Origin of the sequence: Xanthomonas theicola, from assembly GCF_014236795.1 — a bacterium.
GTDB lineage: Bacteria > Pseudomonadota > Gammaproteobacteria > Xanthomonadales > Xanthomonadaceae > Xanthomonas_A > Xanthomonas_A theicola.
Genome location: NZ_CP049017.1, coordinates 883,704 through 896,787, shown reverse-complemented (window position 1 = coordinate 896,787; position 13,084 = coordinate 883,704). Strand labels below are relative to the sequence as shown.

General features: G+C 69.8%; 12 protein-coding genes, 1 other RNA gene and 2 pseudogenes. 11 read left to right on the top strand and 4 right to left on the bottom strand.

The features are described from left to right. Positions 1–8 precede the first annotated feature (8 nt). Positions 9–1,340, top strand: coding sequence for a Xaa-Pro dipeptidase (pepQ, locus tag G4Q83_RS03945; protein ID WP_128421589.1), 1,332 nt, complete (start codon positions 9–11; stop codon positions 1,338–1,340). Between the two features lie 131 nt (positions 1,341–1,471). Here pepQ and G4Q83_RS03940 read toward each other — a convergent pair whose 3' ends face one another. Next, complete coding sequence (locus G4Q83_RS03940; RefSeq protein WP_128421588.1) at positions 1,472–2,794, bottom strand: aminopeptidase P N-terminal domain-containing protein; 1,323 nt, start codon at positions 2,792–2,794, stop codon at positions 1,472–1,474. Positions 2,795–2,797: 3 nt separating this feature from the next. Continuing rightward, positions 2,798–3,343 (bottom strand): YecA/YgfB family protein, encoded by a 546-nt coding sequence (locus G4Q83_RS03935; protein WP_128421587.1) that lies wholly within the window; start codon positions 3,341–3,343, stop codon positions 2,798–2,800. 155 nt (positions 3,344–3,498) lie between these two features. Between G4Q83_RS03935 and G4Q83_RS03930 the strand changes: the two genes are divergently transcribed. The 8 genes from G4Q83_RS03930 to rpiA all read left to right on the top strand — a co-directional run bounded on the left by G4Q83_RS03930 (position 3,499) and on the right by rpiA (position 9,395). Continuing rightward, complete coding sequence (locus G4Q83_RS03930) at positions 3,499–5,700, top strand: putative bifunctional diguanylate cyclase/phosphodiesterase (RefSeq protein ID WP_128421586.1); 2,202 nt, start codon at positions 3,499–3,501, stop codon at positions 5,698–5,700. 67 nt (positions 5,701–5,767) lie between these two features. Next, the gene (locus tag G4Q83_RS03925; RefSeq protein WP_128421585.1) at positions 5,768–5,989 is read left to right on the top strand and encodes a TIGR02449 family protein; all 222 of its coding nucleotides are present in this window, start codon (positions 5,768–5,770) and stop codon (positions 5,987–5,989) included. Next, positions 5,986–6,279 (top strand): cell division protein ZapA, encoded by a 294-nt coding sequence (locus tag G4Q83_RS03920; protein WP_128421584.1) that lies wholly within the window; start codon positions 5,986–5,988, stop codon positions 6,277–6,279. Before G4Q83_RS03925 ends, G4Q83_RS03920 begins: the two co-directional genes overlap by 4 nt. 98 nt (positions 6,280–6,377) lie before the next feature. Further along, positions 6,378–6,563: non-coding RNA, 6S RNA (gene ssrS / locus G4Q83_RS03915), on the top strand. A 199-nt stretch (positions 6,564–6,762) separates the two neighbouring features. Next, positions 6,763–7,575, top strand: a complete 813-nt coding sequence (locus G4Q83_RS03910) for an acyl-CoA thioesterase domain-containing protein (RefSeq protein ID WP_158255070.1) — start codon at positions 6,763–6,765, stop codon at positions 7,573–7,575. Beyond that, entirely contained in the window at positions 7,572–8,165 is a 594-nt protein-coding gene (locus tag G4Q83_RS03905; RefSeq protein ID WP_128421582.1) for a 5-formyltetrahydrofolate cyclo-ligase, read from the top strand. The genes G4Q83_RS03910 and G4Q83_RS03905 overlap by 4 nt, the downstream gene beginning before the upstream one ends. After that, on the top strand, positions 8,162–8,632 hold the full coding sequence (locus G4Q83_RS03900; RefSeq protein WP_128421581.1) for an EVE domain-containing protein: 471 nt from the start codon (positions 8,162–8,164) through the stop codon (positions 8,630–8,632). Before G4Q83_RS03905 ends, G4Q83_RS03900 begins: the two co-directional genes overlap by 4 nt. A 115-nt stretch (positions 8,633–8,747) precedes the next feature. Next, complete coding sequence (gene rpiA / locus G4Q83_RS03895) at positions 8,748–9,395, top strand: ribose-5-phosphate isomerase RpiA (RefSeq protein WP_128421580.1); 648 nt, start codon at positions 8,748–8,750, stop codon at positions 9,393–9,395. An 88-nt stretch (positions 9,396–9,483) separates the two neighbouring features. Here the strand turns inward: rpiA and G4Q83_RS24435 are convergent. Then, positions 9,484–10,494 (bottom strand): annotated as a pseudogene (locus G4Q83_RS24435) (IS30 family transposase). Positions 10,495–10,585: 91 nt separating this feature from the next. Here G4Q83_RS24435 and G4Q83_RS03885 point away from each other — a divergent pair. After that, positions 10,586–11,384, top strand: a pseudogene (locus tag G4Q83_RS03885) (IS5 family transposase). Between the two features lie 8 nt (positions 11,385–11,392). Here the strand turns inward: G4Q83_RS03885 and trxA are convergent. Further along, positions 11,393–12,256, bottom strand: a complete 864-nt coding sequence (gene trxA, locus G4Q83_RS03880) for a thioredoxin (protein ID WP_128421596.1) — start codon at positions 12,254–12,256, stop codon at positions 11,393–11,395. Positions 12,257–12,458: 202 nt separating this feature from the next. Between trxA and G4Q83_RS03875 the strand changes: the two genes are divergently transcribed. Beyond that, positions 12,459–13,067 (top strand): DUF998 domain-containing protein, encoded by a 609-nt coding sequence (locus G4Q83_RS03875; protein ID WP_128421597.1) that lies wholly within the window; start codon positions 12,459–12,461, stop codon positions 13,065–13,067. The last annotated feature ends 17 nt before the right edge of the window (positions 13,068–13,084 follow it).

Below are 13,084 nucleotides of genomic sequence, written 5' to 3'. Positions count from 1 at the left end.
CCGCCGCCATGATCCAGCACGACCCCCGCCCCCTGTACGCCGAGCACCTGCGCACGCTGTCGCAACGCACCGACACGGCACTGGCCCGCGGCGGCTTTGAGCATCTGCTGGTGCCCAGCGGCACGCTGCATTACCAGGTCTTCGACGATCGCGACTATGCGTATGCGGTGAACCCGCAGTTCAAGGCCTGGCTGCCGCTGACCCGGGTGCCGAACAGCTGGCTGGCGTACACGCCCGGGCGCCGCCCGCAGTTGATCTTCCACCAGCCGCGCGACTACTGGCACGTGGTACCGGCCACGCCGAACGGCTGGTGGGTCGAGCATTGCGACATCCACCTCATCCGCACGCCGGAGCAGGCGCTGGCACTGCTGCCCAAGCCGGCCGCACGCTGCGCGATCCTCGGCGAGGCGCCCAGCGCACTGGGCGAGTACGTGCCGAACAACCCTGAGCCGGTGGTCCAGTACCTGGAGTACCACCGCGCCTACAAGACCGCCTACGAAATGGCGTTGCTGCGCCAGGCGCAGCAGCTGGCGGTCCGCGGCCACCGCGCCGCCGAAGCCGCGTTCCGCGACGGCCACAGCGAGTTCGCGATCCACATGGCCTACTGCGGCGCGGTCGGCCAGGACGCCAGCGAACTGCCGTACGGCAACATCGTTGCGCTGAACGAACACGGCGCGGTGCTGCACTACACCGAGCTGGACCGGCAGGCGCCGGCGCCGCGGCGCAGTTTCCTGATCGACGCCGGCGCCTCGGCCCACGGCTACGCCAGCGACATCACCCGCAGCTATGCCGCCGACACCGGCAGCGAGTTCCAGGCGCTGATCGACGCGGTCGACGCCGCGCAGGTCCGCATGGGCCTGAACGTGCGCGCTGGCGTCGACTACAAGCAGTTGCACATCGCCGCGCACCTGGCACTGATGGGCGTGCTCAAGGACTTCGGCGTGATCACCGTGTCGCCGGAAGCCGCGCTGGCCACCGGCGTCAGCGCCGCGTTCTTCCCGCACGGGCTAGGCCACCCGATCGGCCTGCAGGTGCACGACGTGGCCGGCTTGGCCGCCAGCGACCGCGGCGGGCACATCGAGCGCCCCGCCGGCCATCCCTATCTGCGCATGACCCGCGTGCTGGAGCCGGGCATGGTGGTGACGATCGAACCGGGGGTGTACTTCATCGACATGCTGCTGGAGGACCTGAAGCGGGCCGGCCACGCCGCCAGCGTGGACTGGGCGCGGGTGGAACAGTTCAAGCCCTACGGCGGCATCCGCATCGAGGACGAAGTGGTCTGCACCGACGGCGACCCGGAGAACCTGACCCGGCCTGTGTTTGCGGCGGCGGCGGCCTGACGGCCGCGGGATGGGGGATTGGGATTGTGATCCTCCTCCAGCAGCGGCTGGCAGCGCCGCAGGCACACACCGGAAGGCAGTCGCGGCGGATCTTGTTGCGCGCGAGCCCAATCTCGAATCCCAAATCCCGGTTATCCTGCCATGAATGCCTCGATCTCCTCGGCGCCGCGCGCCAGCGCCGCGGTCAGTACGCGGTGGCCGTCCTCGGTGATCAGCACGTCGTCCTCGGTGCGGATGCCGATGCCGCGCCACTTCGCGGCGACCTCCTCGTCGTCGGGCGAGACGTACAGGCCGGGCTCGATGGTGAAGACCATGCCCGGCTCGAGCAGGCGCGATGCGCCGGCCAGCCGGTAGTCGCCGACATCGTGCACGTCCAGGCCGAGCCAGTGCCCGGTCTTGTGCCGGTAGAAGCGCCGGTAGCCGCCGTCGGCCAGGTTCTGTTCCAGGGTGCCCTTGAGCAGTCCCAGTCGCAGCAAGCCTTCGGTGAGCGTCTGTACCGCCGCCAAGTGCCCGGCCTCGTAGGCCGCACCCGGCCGCGCCTGCGCCAGCGCCGCGGCGTGCGCGGCGCAGACCAGGTCGTGCAGCACGCGCTGCTCGGCGCTGAAGCGGCCGCCGACGGGGAAGGTGCGGGTGATGTCGGCGGCATAGCCGCGGTACTCGGCGCCGGCGTCAATCAGCACCAGCTCGCCGTCGCGCAGGCGTGCGGCGTTGGCGCGGTAGTGCAGCACGCAGGCGTTGGCGCCGCTGCCGACGATGCTGCCGTAGGCCGGCCAGGCGTCGCCGCCGCGGAACTCGCGTTCGATCTCGGCCTGCACCTGGTACTCGTGGATGCCCGGCCGCACCAGCCGCATCGCCGCGCGATGCCCGGCCACGCTGAGGTCGGCCGCGACCTGCATCAGCGCGATCTCGTCGCGCGACTTGAACAGGCGCTGCTCGTGCAGCAGATGGCCCAGCTCCAGGAACTCGTGCGGCGGTTGCGCACCGTGCCGAACCTGTTCGCGCACCCGCTTGACCCAGCCGATCAGCTTGAGGTCGAAATCGACGTCGCGGCCGAAGTGGTAGTACACCCGCGAGCGGCCTTCCAGCAGTCCGGGCAGGATCTCGTCGAGGTCCTCGATCGGATACGCATCGTCCATGCCGAAGCGTTCCACCGCGCCCTCCTGCCCGGCGCGCGGCCCGTCCCACGCCTCGCGCTCGGGGTCGCGCTCGCGGCAGAACAGCAGCGCCTCGCCGTGCTTGCGGCCCGGCACCAGCACCAGCACCGCCTCCGGCTCGGGGAAACCACACAGGTACCAGAAATCCGAATCCTGCCGGTACGGATAGTGAGTGTCGTGGCTGCGCACCCGCTCCGGCGCGCTCGGCAGCACCAGGATGGCGTGTTCGCCGGCCATGTCCATCAAGTGCTTGCGCCGGCGCGCGTGTTCGGCGGCGCCGATCCCGGTCAGTCGCTTCATCGCTCAGTTCAGGCGTTGCCGATGGCGCGGGCCGAGCACGCAGTCGCTGTGCAGCAGCAGCGCCGCCACACGCACGAATTCCTCGATCTCGGCCAGCGCGTCCTCGTCCTCGTCGGCGCTGTCGAAATCGTCGGCGCTGGCCTGGGCCAGCCGCGCGAGGTCCTGCAGCGCCTCCTCGCCCTCCTCCGACAGCGGCGGCGTGGCGCCGGCCGCCAGGCCGAAGCCGCCGAGAAAGCCGCGGCACCAGTCGAACAGGGCGTCGGCACGCTCGGCCAGCGCCGCGCCGGCATCGGCCAGCACCAGGTCGAAGGCGAAGTCGCGGTCCTCCAACTGGGCGGCCGTGGCCTCTCGCAGCCGGTCCAGCGCATCGCCGCCGCGCGGCACGGCGATCCCGGCGTCGGCGAGCACCGCCGCCGGCCATGCCGCCAGGTCGGCGCCGCCGCCGGCCAGCCAGCCGCACAGCGCGCCGTGGAGTTCGGCCGCCGATGCGGCCAGGCCCAGTTGCTGGCCGGCTTGGGTGACGTCGGCGGCGGTGGGGAGTTCGGTCATGGACGCAAGGCCTGTCGTGCGTGGGCCGGCGGGGCCGGCGTCGGAAATGGAGACTGTGCAGTGTAGCAATCCACCCGCGCGGCGCAGCTTGTGAAGGCTTCCGGCGGACGCCTACACTCCACCACTTCTTCGCCGATTGAAGCTCCCTTCCCGTCATGTCGATCGAACACGTCGCTGCGGGAATCGCCGGCCATACCGGCGCGGACGGGAGCTGGGCGGCGGCGGTCCTGACTGCGGTGGCCGCGGTGGCCGCCGGAGCCACGCTGCAGGCGCTGCGCTGGCGACGGCGCACGCGCCGCCGGCAGCGGCAGCAACGCGATCGCCACCTGAAACTGGCGATGTGGGCCTCCGGCGAGCACTTCTGGAACTACGATCTGCAGCAGCGCACGCTGCGCCGGATGCGCGTCGACGGAGCGGCACCGCACGCGCAGGGGATCGCCATGGTGATCCGCGAGGACGAGCCGCTGCGCATCCACCCCGACGACATGGCGCAGGCCGAACGCGTGCTGCGCGAGCACCTGGAGGGACTGACCCCGGTCTATCTGGCCGAGTACCGGGTGGACCTGGCCGGCGACGGCGTATGGCTGTGGGCACGGATGCGCGGCCGCGTGGTCGACTACGACGCCGACGGCACGCCGCGCCGGCTCGCCGGCACCGCGCGCGACATCACCTCGCACCGCCAGGCCGATCTGGAACGGCGCATCGCCGGCGAAGTGCTGCGCAGCATGAGCGCGGCGGTCGCAGTGCTGGACGAGAATCAGCGCTTCATCTCGGTCAATCCGGCCTTCGCCCGCATCACCGGCTACAGCGAGCGCGAGGTGCTGGGCCAGCCGATGGCGCTGCTCGACCACGCGCCGGACGTGCCCGCGCCGCCTTCGCCCGACCCTGGCCGGCACTGGCGCGGCGATGCCTGGAAGCGGCGCAAGGATGGCCAGGAGATCCTCTGCCAAGTGCGCCGCACGACGGTCGGCGATGCCGACGGCCGGCACCGCTTCCACGTGGTGGTGCTGGAAGATGTCACCGAGCACAAGCGTGCCGAGCGGGAACTGCGCTACCTGGCCAACTACGACACGCTGACCAGCCTGCCCAACCGCGCGCTGCTGTCCGAGCAGCTGGCGCGCGCGATCGTGCGCACGCGGCGCCAGGCCGGTTCGGTGGCCGTGCTGCTGCTGGACCTGGACCGGTTCAAGGACATCAACGATTCGCTCGGGCATGCGCTCGGCGACCAGGTGCTGCGTGCGGTCGCCGACCGCCTGCAGCAGGCGGTGGGGCCGCAGCACACGGTCGCGCGCCTGGCCGGCGACGAGTTCACCGTGGTGGTGGAGGACATCGCCGGCCAGGCCGAGGCCGAGACCGTCGCCGCGCGCGTGCTGACCGCGTTCGATGCACCGCTGCAGCTGGACGAGCGCCGCGAAGTAGCGATCTCCTGTTCGATCGGCATCTCGCTGTTCCCGCAGCACGCGCTGTTGCCCAGCGAACTGCTCAAGCACGCCGACACCGCGATGTACCAGGCCAAGTCCGCCGGGCGTCGCAACGTCCAGGTGTATTCGGCGCGCATGGACGAGGCCACCCGCCTCCGCGCCACGCTGGCCAGCACCCTGCGCAAGATCCCGTTCGACCAGGAACTGAAGCTGGTCTACCAGCCGCGCTATTCGCTGCGCGAGCAGCGCGTGGTCGGCGTGGAAGCGCTGCTGCGCTGGCACAGCGCCGATTTCGGACCGGTCTCGCCGAGCCAGTTCATTCCCCTGGCCGAGGAGACCGGGTTGATCCTGGAGATCGGCGAATGGGTGCTGCGCCAGGCCTGCACCACGCTGCGCGAATGGCGCCGGCTGGGCCTGACCGAACTGTGCATGTCGGTCAACGTGTCGGCGATCCAGCTCGAGCGCGGCGACCTGCCGGCGCTGATGGCGCGGCTCCTGGCCGAGACCGGGGTGCCGGCGGCCAACGTCGAGCTGGAACTCACCGAGAGCGTGGTGATGTCGCAGGTCGGCCAGAACGCCGCGATCCTGCATGCCTGCCGCGGACTGGGCCTGAACCTGGCGATCGACGATTTCGGCACCGGCTATTCGTCGCTGGCCTACCTGAAGCGGTTGCCGATCAACACCTTGAAGATCGACCAGGAATTCATCGGCGACCTGACCCGCAATCCGGACGACGAGGCGATCACCAGCATCATCATCGCGATGGGTCACTCGCTGGCGCTGAAAGTGGTCGCCGAAGGCGTCGAGCAACCCGGCCAACTGGCGTTCCTGCGCCAGCACGGCTGCGACGAGATCCAGGGCCACCTGGTCGCGCCGGCGCTGGAGCCGGCCGCCTGCCTGCAGCTGCTGCAGCAGCCGCTGCAGCTGCCCGCCTGAGCGCCGGCCGTCGCGTTGCCGCGTGGCGTCTTGACCACCGCTCGGGCGCATGCCTATCGTGGGCGCCATGGACACCCCCGACGCCCTTGCCCAGCTGCGCGCCCTTGCCGCACGCGTGGAAACGCTGGTCGAACGCTGCCAGCGCCTGACCGACGAGAACCGCAGCCTGCGGCAGCAGCAGGAGCAGTTGATCGGCGAACGCTCGCAGCTGCTGACCAAGAACGAGCAGGCGCGCTCGCGGGTCGAGGCGATGATCACCCGGCTCAAGTCGCTGGAGCAGCACACGTGAGCGAACCGGTCAGCGTCCGCATCCTCGATCGCGAATACACCGTCGGCGTCGAGGCCGAGGAGCGCGACAGCCTGCTCGCCGCCGCGCGCCTGCTCGACGCGAAGATGCGTGAGGTGCGCGGCAGCAACCGCATGGCGGCGGTGGACCGGGTCGCGGTGCTGGCCGCGCTGAACCTGGCGCACGAACTGCAACAGTTGCGCGAGGAGCAGGCACGCGGCGAGCGCGAGATGGCGCGCACGCTCGCCGACCTCAATCGCCGCCTCGACGGCTCGGTCGATACAGCGCGCTGATCCGGGCATCGCATTTCGATCATCAACGTGAATTGCGGCGTACCGCACGACCGACGAACGGACTAGCCAAGCGCGCCCGCGGCGCTATACTGGGTTTGCGTTCTCTGCCGTGAACGACAGCGTGTGCAAACATTCGCCTTGTCCCTTTAATGACGACCACGGGGTGGCGACGGAATTGGGTGTGCAGGTCCGCCTCGTAGCGGGAAGCCCGATGGTTCCCCAGCTATCCCACTTGAACCCTGGGTTCAAGGTCGTTTCGCACGCATCGTCATGGCGGAGAATGCAATTCTCCCGGAAACGGCGCCGCAAGGCGCCGTTTCCTTTTGTGCGTTTCCTTTTGTACTTCGCCAGTTGCCGCATGCAGTGGCACTGCTACTCATGCGCACGCCGAACCCGGGATACTGGCGCCCCCAAGGAGAGACGCCGCATGCCCCTCGCTCACCCAGATCATCGACCGCTTCGACCCGACCTGCCGGATTCGACGTGCCCGCCGGCTGGCGGCAGGGACGCACCGCCTTCGGCGGCCTGTCCGCGGCGTTGGCACTGCAGGCCGCGCTGCGTACGGCGCCGTCGACGCCGCCGCCGCTGATGTCGGCGCACAGCTGGTTCGTCGGCCCGGCCGACGCCCCGCTGCGCTTTTGGATGCGCAGCGGCTGCGCCAGGGCAAGTCCGCCGGCTCGGTCGCGCTCGATTGCCTGGCCGGCGGGCCGCGCTGCGCGCGGCGCTGCTGTTCGCGCAACCGCGGCACAGCCGCATCGCCCACGACTTCATGCCGGCGCGGCCATCGTCGGTGTGCGGCCCCGAGGCCGCCGCGCCGATCGCCGACGGCGTGGCTACCCTGGCGTTCGTCGCCAATTTCGAGATGCGCCTGGCCGGCGGCGCACTGTCGCTGTCCGCTGCCTCACCCCGGATCTGCTGGTATGGGCACGCCATCGCGACAGCGGCGGCGTGGACCCGAGCGTGGCCCTGGTCGCGCTCGGCGACTGCCTGCCGCCGGCGGCGATGGCCTGCTTCAGCGGACCGGCGCCGGTCAGTTCGATGACCTGGACCCTGGATTTCCCGCAGCCGGCCAGCGCAGGCGACTGGTTTTCCTGCTGCGTTCGGCCAGCCGGCATGCCCGACGGCTACTCGCTTGCAGGACATGCAGATCTGGGACGAGGCCGGGCGGCTGGCGCTGCCGGGCCGGCAGACGGTGGCGATCTACGCGTGATCGCCGCACCGGCGGCAACATCCCAAGTAGCCAGTGCGCGCACAGGCACCGACAATAGCGTCGTCTCCGACATACCTTTCCGATGACTCCCGACGACCGCGACTCACTGCGCCAGCAACTGCGTGCGCGCCGCCGCGCGCGCTCCGCGGCCGAACGCCTGGCGGCCGCCGACGCGCTGGCGCAGCGGCTGCTGGCGTTGCCGTTCGCGCCGCAACACGGGCACGTCGCCGGCTATTGGGCGATGGACGGGGAGATCGCGCTGCACCGCTGGCAACTGAGCCTGCCGGCCGGCGTGCAGTATTGCCTGCCGGTGCTCAGCGGCAAGGCCCTGCGGTTCGCGCCGTGGCGCCCGGGTCAGCCGCTCGCCGCCAACCGCTACGGCATTCCCGAGCCGGCAGTCGCCGCCAAGGCCACGCTGGCGCCGGAGCAGATGGCGCTGGTGGTGGCGCCGCTGGTCGGCTTCGACGCCGGCGGCAGCCGCCTGGGCATGGGCGGCGGCTGGTATGATCGCAGCTTCGCGTTTCGCCAGCGGCAAGCGCCCCCGCCGTGGCTGGTCGGCGCCGCATTCGCGGTGCAGCAGGTCGCGGCGCTCCCCGTCGCCGCCTGGGACGTGGCGTTGGACGCTGTCTGCACCGACGCACTCACCCTCCTGACCGCGACCGATTTGCCCGCATGACCGCACGCAAGCGTTACTGGCTGATGAAGTCCGAACCGGACGCCTTTTCGATCGACGACCTGCAGCGGGCCGGCAGCGAACCCTGGAACGGGGTGCGCAACTACCAGGCGCGCAACTTCATGCGCGACGGCATGAAGGTCGGCGACGGCATCCTGTTCTACCACTCCAACTGCAAGGTGCCGGGCATCGTCGGCGTGGCCACGGTCGCCAGCCCGGCCTATCCGGACGCCACCCAGTTCGATCCCGGGTCCGACTACCACGACCCCAAGGCCACGCACGAGCAGCCGCGCTGGTACCTGGTGGACGTGGCGTTCGAGCGCAAGCTCGCACGCACCATCGCGCTGGACGAGATTAAGCGGCACGCCGACGCGCTCGGCGACGGCTTCGCGCTGACCGCGCGCGGCAACCGCCTGTCGGTGTTCCCGGTCAGCGCCGCGCAGTGGAAACTGCTGTTGGCGCTCGAGTAGCCGGGATTCGGGATTGGGGATTCTTCCTCTGCCCGGCCCGCCTGCCGCTGTTCACGAATCCCGCTTTCAACAGCCGAATGGCTGGTCATCTCCAATCACGCATCCCGAGTCCCAAATGTCCGAAAGCAAACGCCTGGCCGCCGAGAAGGCCATCGACTACGTCCAAGACGGCATGATCGTCGGCGTCGGCACCGGTTCCACCGTGGCCTACTTCATCGACGCGCTCGGCCGCATCGGCCACCGCATCAAGGGCGCGGTGTCCAGTTCCGAGCAGAGCAGCGCGCTCCTGCGCCGGCACGGCATCGAGATGCTGGAACTGAACCACACCGGCAACCTGTCGCTGTACGTGGACGGCGCCGACGAATGCGACCCGCACCGCTGCCTGATCAAGGGCGGCGGCGCCGCGCTGACCCGCGAGAAGATCATCGCCGAGGCCAGCGAACGCTTCGTCTGCATCGTCGACCCGAGCAAGCAGGTGCAGACGCTGGGCGCGTTCCCGCTGCCGATCGAGGTGATCCCGATGGCACGCAGCCTGGTCGCCCGCGAGATCCTGGCGCGCACCGGCGGCCAGCCGGTGTGGCGTGACGGCGTGGTCACCGACAACGGCAACGTGGTGCTGGACGTGCACCATCTGGCGATCACCGACCCGGTGGCGCTGGAGCGCGAACTCAACCAGATCCCCGGCGTGGTCTGCGTCGGCCTGTTCGCGCGCCGTCCGGCCGACGTGGTGATCGTCGGCGGCGAGCCGCCGCGCATCCTTTAGAACCTGACCGCAAATAGTAAACTATTGCTCTGAGCCGCACAGAACGCGGCGGGGCAGCGAAAGTATGGCAACCGGTAAACGGGCGGTCTCAAGAATCAAGTGCAACATGTGATTTGAATGCCAGGATGTCCTTCTCCAAGGCCGCCGCCGGGGTCGCCCAGGCCAATGGCTGGCGCGGCCGTGCGTTCGTTCGCTTGGCCACGCGATTGAGGTACTCCTGACGGGCCTGCGACAGGTCCACCCCGTAGGGCAGGAACTGGCGCAGCAAGCCGTTGGTGTTCTCGTTGCTGCCGCGCTGCCACGGCGCATGCGGATCGGCGAACCGGACCTGGCTGTTCAACCGCTGCATCCGTTCCTCGTAGCAGGTCCGTTCCGCGGTCGTCGGTCGGGCTCTCACCCAGGAAGGCCGGCCGCTGCTTCATCTGCCGGGGAAACCCCTCGACCGCCGCCTGCGCCGTGCCACCGTCCATCCTGCACAGCACCACCAAGCGGGTCTTGCGTTCCACCAGTGCGCCCACGCATGAACGGTTGAACGCGCCTTCGATCAGGGCGCCCTCCCCATGCCCCGGCGCCAGGCGCTGCTCCACGGGGTCCGGGCCATGCACGATGCGCAGTTCCTCCGGCGCCCACGAGCGCACCGCCGCTGTCGTGCGCCTGCCACCTGGTGTGGGCTGGCCCCCTCTCCATGCATGGATCAGCGCCTTGTTCAGACCACCCCCCGCTGCGTGTCGATCGCCGCAGCGATCCTCTCGTGGCTGACCCGCTGGCTGGAAGCGTCCGGATGCCTGTCCCGCCGTGCGGCCGCGATCTGCTGTGGCGACCAGCGCTCGTACACCAGGCGCTCATCGACGCACGGGAACAACGACGAACCTTCCAGGGGCCGGCGAGGGCGCACGCAGCGCGAGCGGCGCGAGCGATAGGCCGCCGCCGCCGCGTGCGCACAGGACACCGGCCCTTGCAGACCACCGACCTGGCGGCTCGGCGTCGATGCACGGCGTCCCCACCGGCGACCGATCTTGCGCAAGCGCGTTCCTCGATCGCGCTCCACCTGCAGCACCGCGCGTTCCTCAACACGCAGATGACTGGACTGTTTGCCCAGCGCAACCTCCTGCGCTTTGTGAGGTGTTGCACTGGGAACTTGAGTCTAAGAACCTGTTCACGATCTTTCCCGGGTAGTGCAAACTCTGCGGATGCGCACAAAGACGTATCCGAGTGCCATGAGCCGGGAGCGGTTCGAGCAGATCCGCCCCATTCTGGAGCAGGCGCGCAAGCGTACCAAGCCACGGACCGTGGATCTGTAGGACGTGTGGTGCGCGGTGCTGTACCTGCTGCGCACCGGCTGTCAGTGGCCAGCGCTGCCCAGCGACTTCCCGAAGTGGCGCACCGTGCACTGCTACTTTGCCAAGTGGAGCGAACCAGACGATGAAGGAGTGAGCCTGCTGGAGCGGGCGCTCAAAAAATCAGGGTGGCGCGGCCCGGCAGAGACAGGGGCGCAACGCTTGCAGCACGTTCTTGAGCGTGGACGCACAGAGCGTGAAGAACACGGACACGGCCGGCCAGAAGGGTTATGACGCAGGCAAGAAGGTCTCGGGGATCAAGCGTCGCATCGCCGTCGATACCCAAGGCCTGCCGCATGCGGTCGCGGTGACGACGGCGGAAGTGACCGACCGCAAAGGCGCGCTCCAATCCCTGGATCGTTGCAAGCCGAACCTGGGACACGTGCAAAGCCTGTTGTGCGATAGCGGCTATACCGGAGAACCATTCGCCGAAGGCGTACGAGAGATCCTGGGCAAGCAAGTCACGGTGCAGATCGCCAAACGCAGCGAACTGCACACCTTCAAGGTCATGCCCAAGCGCTGGATCGTCGAACGCAGCTTTGCGTGGCTGGAAAAGAACCGAAGGCTATGGAAGAACTGCGAGCGTAAGCTCAACACCAGCTTGCAGTTCATCCACCTGGCATGCCTGACACTACTACTCAAAAGATCGTGAACAGGTTCTCAGAACAGCAGCGCCGACATCTTGCGCCGGTAGCGGCCGACCAAGTCCTCGTCCTCGATCACCTGGAAGGCGTCGATCAGCGACTTCTTGGCCAGGCCGTTCTCGAAGCCGCGGTCCTGCCGCAGCACCTCCAGGAACTGCTCCAGCGCCGCATCGTCGTCGCCGGCGACCAGGCGCTGCACGCCCAGCAGGTAGCGCGCCTTCAGGTCGGCCGGATCCTGCGCGACCGCCGCCTGCAGCGTCGTCACCGGCGGCGCGGATTGCAGCGCGCTGACGAAGCCCAGCCGCGCCCGCGCGCGCGCCGCGCGCTCGTCGGTGGCGAGATTGGCGGGCAGCGCATCGATCAGCGTCTCTGCCTCCGCGGCGGCACCGGTCTTGACCAGCGCCAGCGCCAGGTCCAGCTTCAGCTCGTCCTTGTCCGGCTCGGCGGCCAGCGCCTCGCGCAGGCGCAGCACCTCGGCGTGCGGGTCCAGTGGCGCCGCCGGTACGTCCTCCTGCGCCTCGGCCGGCGCCGGCAGCGGCGCGATGCCGTGCTGGGCCAGGAACTCGCGCAGCTGGCCCTCGGGCATGGCGCCTGGGAAGCCGTCGACCAGTTGTCCGTCCTTGACCAGGAACACGGTCGGCACCGAGCGAATCTGGAACGCGGCGGCGACCTGCTGCTCCTGGTCCACATCGACCTTGGCCAGCTCGAACGCGCCGTGGTACTCGGCGGCCAGCTTCTCCAGGATCGGGCTCAGGGTCTTGCACGGGCCGCACCAGGGCGCCCAGAAGTCCACCAACACCGGGGTCTGCAGCGATTTCTGCAGGACTTCGGCTTCGAAAGTTTCGGTCTTGGCGTCGAAAACGTGGGGCATGGGGGACATGGGGCTCATCGTGGCAGGCGAATGTGGTTTCTATGGTGGCAAACCAGCGGCGACGCAAGGGGACGCGGCGCCCGCGTCGCCGTCGCGCCGCCCGCGCCATGTCCGCCATGGCGCCAGTGGCGGTCGCGGCGGCCACAATGCGCCTGCGGGACGCCGCGGTGGCGTGGCCGGCGCAGGTTATGGAGGCAAGGTGGCGAACGGGATGGAGCGCGCGGTGCGGTGTGCTGGGCCGCTGCTGGCGGCGGCTGCGGTGGCCGCAGTGATTGGATTCGGACGTGCCTTGCCGGGCTACCTGCCGTGGTCGCACCCGGTCGCCTTGCTCGGTGCCAGCGGCGTCGCGTATGCCTGGGCGTTCGATCTGCTGGCGTTCGTGCTGCCTGGGGCGCTTGCGGTGGTGCTGGCGCTGCGCCTGCTGCAGCGCACCGGCCGCGGCGCCCCCTGGCCGCTGCGGGTGGGGGGCCAGGTGCTGCTGGCCGGGCTGGCCTTCGCTGGCATGGGCCTGCTGCCGCTGGCCGCGGCGGACCTGGATGCGCGCGCCACCCGCTTGCATGCCGCCGCCTGGCTGCTGTGGGTGGTGGCGCTGTCGGCGGCGGCGGGCCTGCTGGGCCTGGGCGCCTGGCGCCAGCCCGGCGCCCGCGGCTGGGCGTGGACTGCGCTGACGGTGGCGCTGCTGGTGGCACTTGGCGCGTTCGCGCTGGACGTGCTGCTGCCGGCGGCGGTGGCGCAACGGCTGGTGTTCCTGCTGTGGTGGGGCTGGCTGGCGCTGCTGGCGCGCTGGCCCGGTCCGCACGCGCCGCCGCGCAGCGGCTGAGCCGGCGGCGCCCTGGC

Coding starts and splice junctions, on each gene's coding strand:
- pepQ (WP_128421589.1), top strand. CDS start 9: ATGATCCAGCACGACCCCCGCCCCCTGTACGCCGAGCACCTGCGCACG.
- G4Q83_RS03940 (WP_128421588.1), bottom strand. CDS start 2,794: ATGAAGCGACTGACCGGGATCGGCGCCGCCGAACACGCGCGCCGGCGC.
- G4Q83_RS03935 (WP_128421587.1), bottom strand. CDS start 3,343: ATGACCGAACTCCCCACCGCCGCCGACGTCACCCAAGCCGGCCAGCAA.
- G4Q83_RS03930 (WP_128421586.1), top strand. CDS start 3,499: ATGTCGATCGAACACGTCGCTGCGGGAATCGCCGGCCATACCGGCGCG.
- G4Q83_RS03925 (WP_128421585.1), top strand. CDS start 5,768: ATGGACACCCCCGACGCCCTTGCCCAGCTGCGCGCCCTTGCCGCACGC.
- G4Q83_RS03905 (WP_128421582.1), top strand. CDS start 7,572: ATGACTCCCGACGACCGCGACTCACTGCGCCAGCAACTGCGTGCGCGC.
- G4Q83_RS03900 (WP_128421581.1), top strand. CDS start 8,162: ATGACCGCACGCAAGCGTTACTGGCTGATGAAGTCCGAACCGGACGCC.
- rpiA (WP_128421580.1), top strand. CDS start 8,748: ATGTCCGAAAGCAAACGCCTGGCCGCCGAGAAGGCCATCGACTACGTC.
- trxA (WP_128421596.1), bottom strand. CDS start 12,256: ATGTCCCCCATGCCCCACGTTTTCGACGCCAAGACCGAAACTTTCGAA.
- G4Q83_RS03875 (WP_128421597.1), top strand. CDS start 12,459: ATGGAGCGCGCGGTGCGGTGTGCTGGGCCGCTGCTGGCGGCGGCTGCG.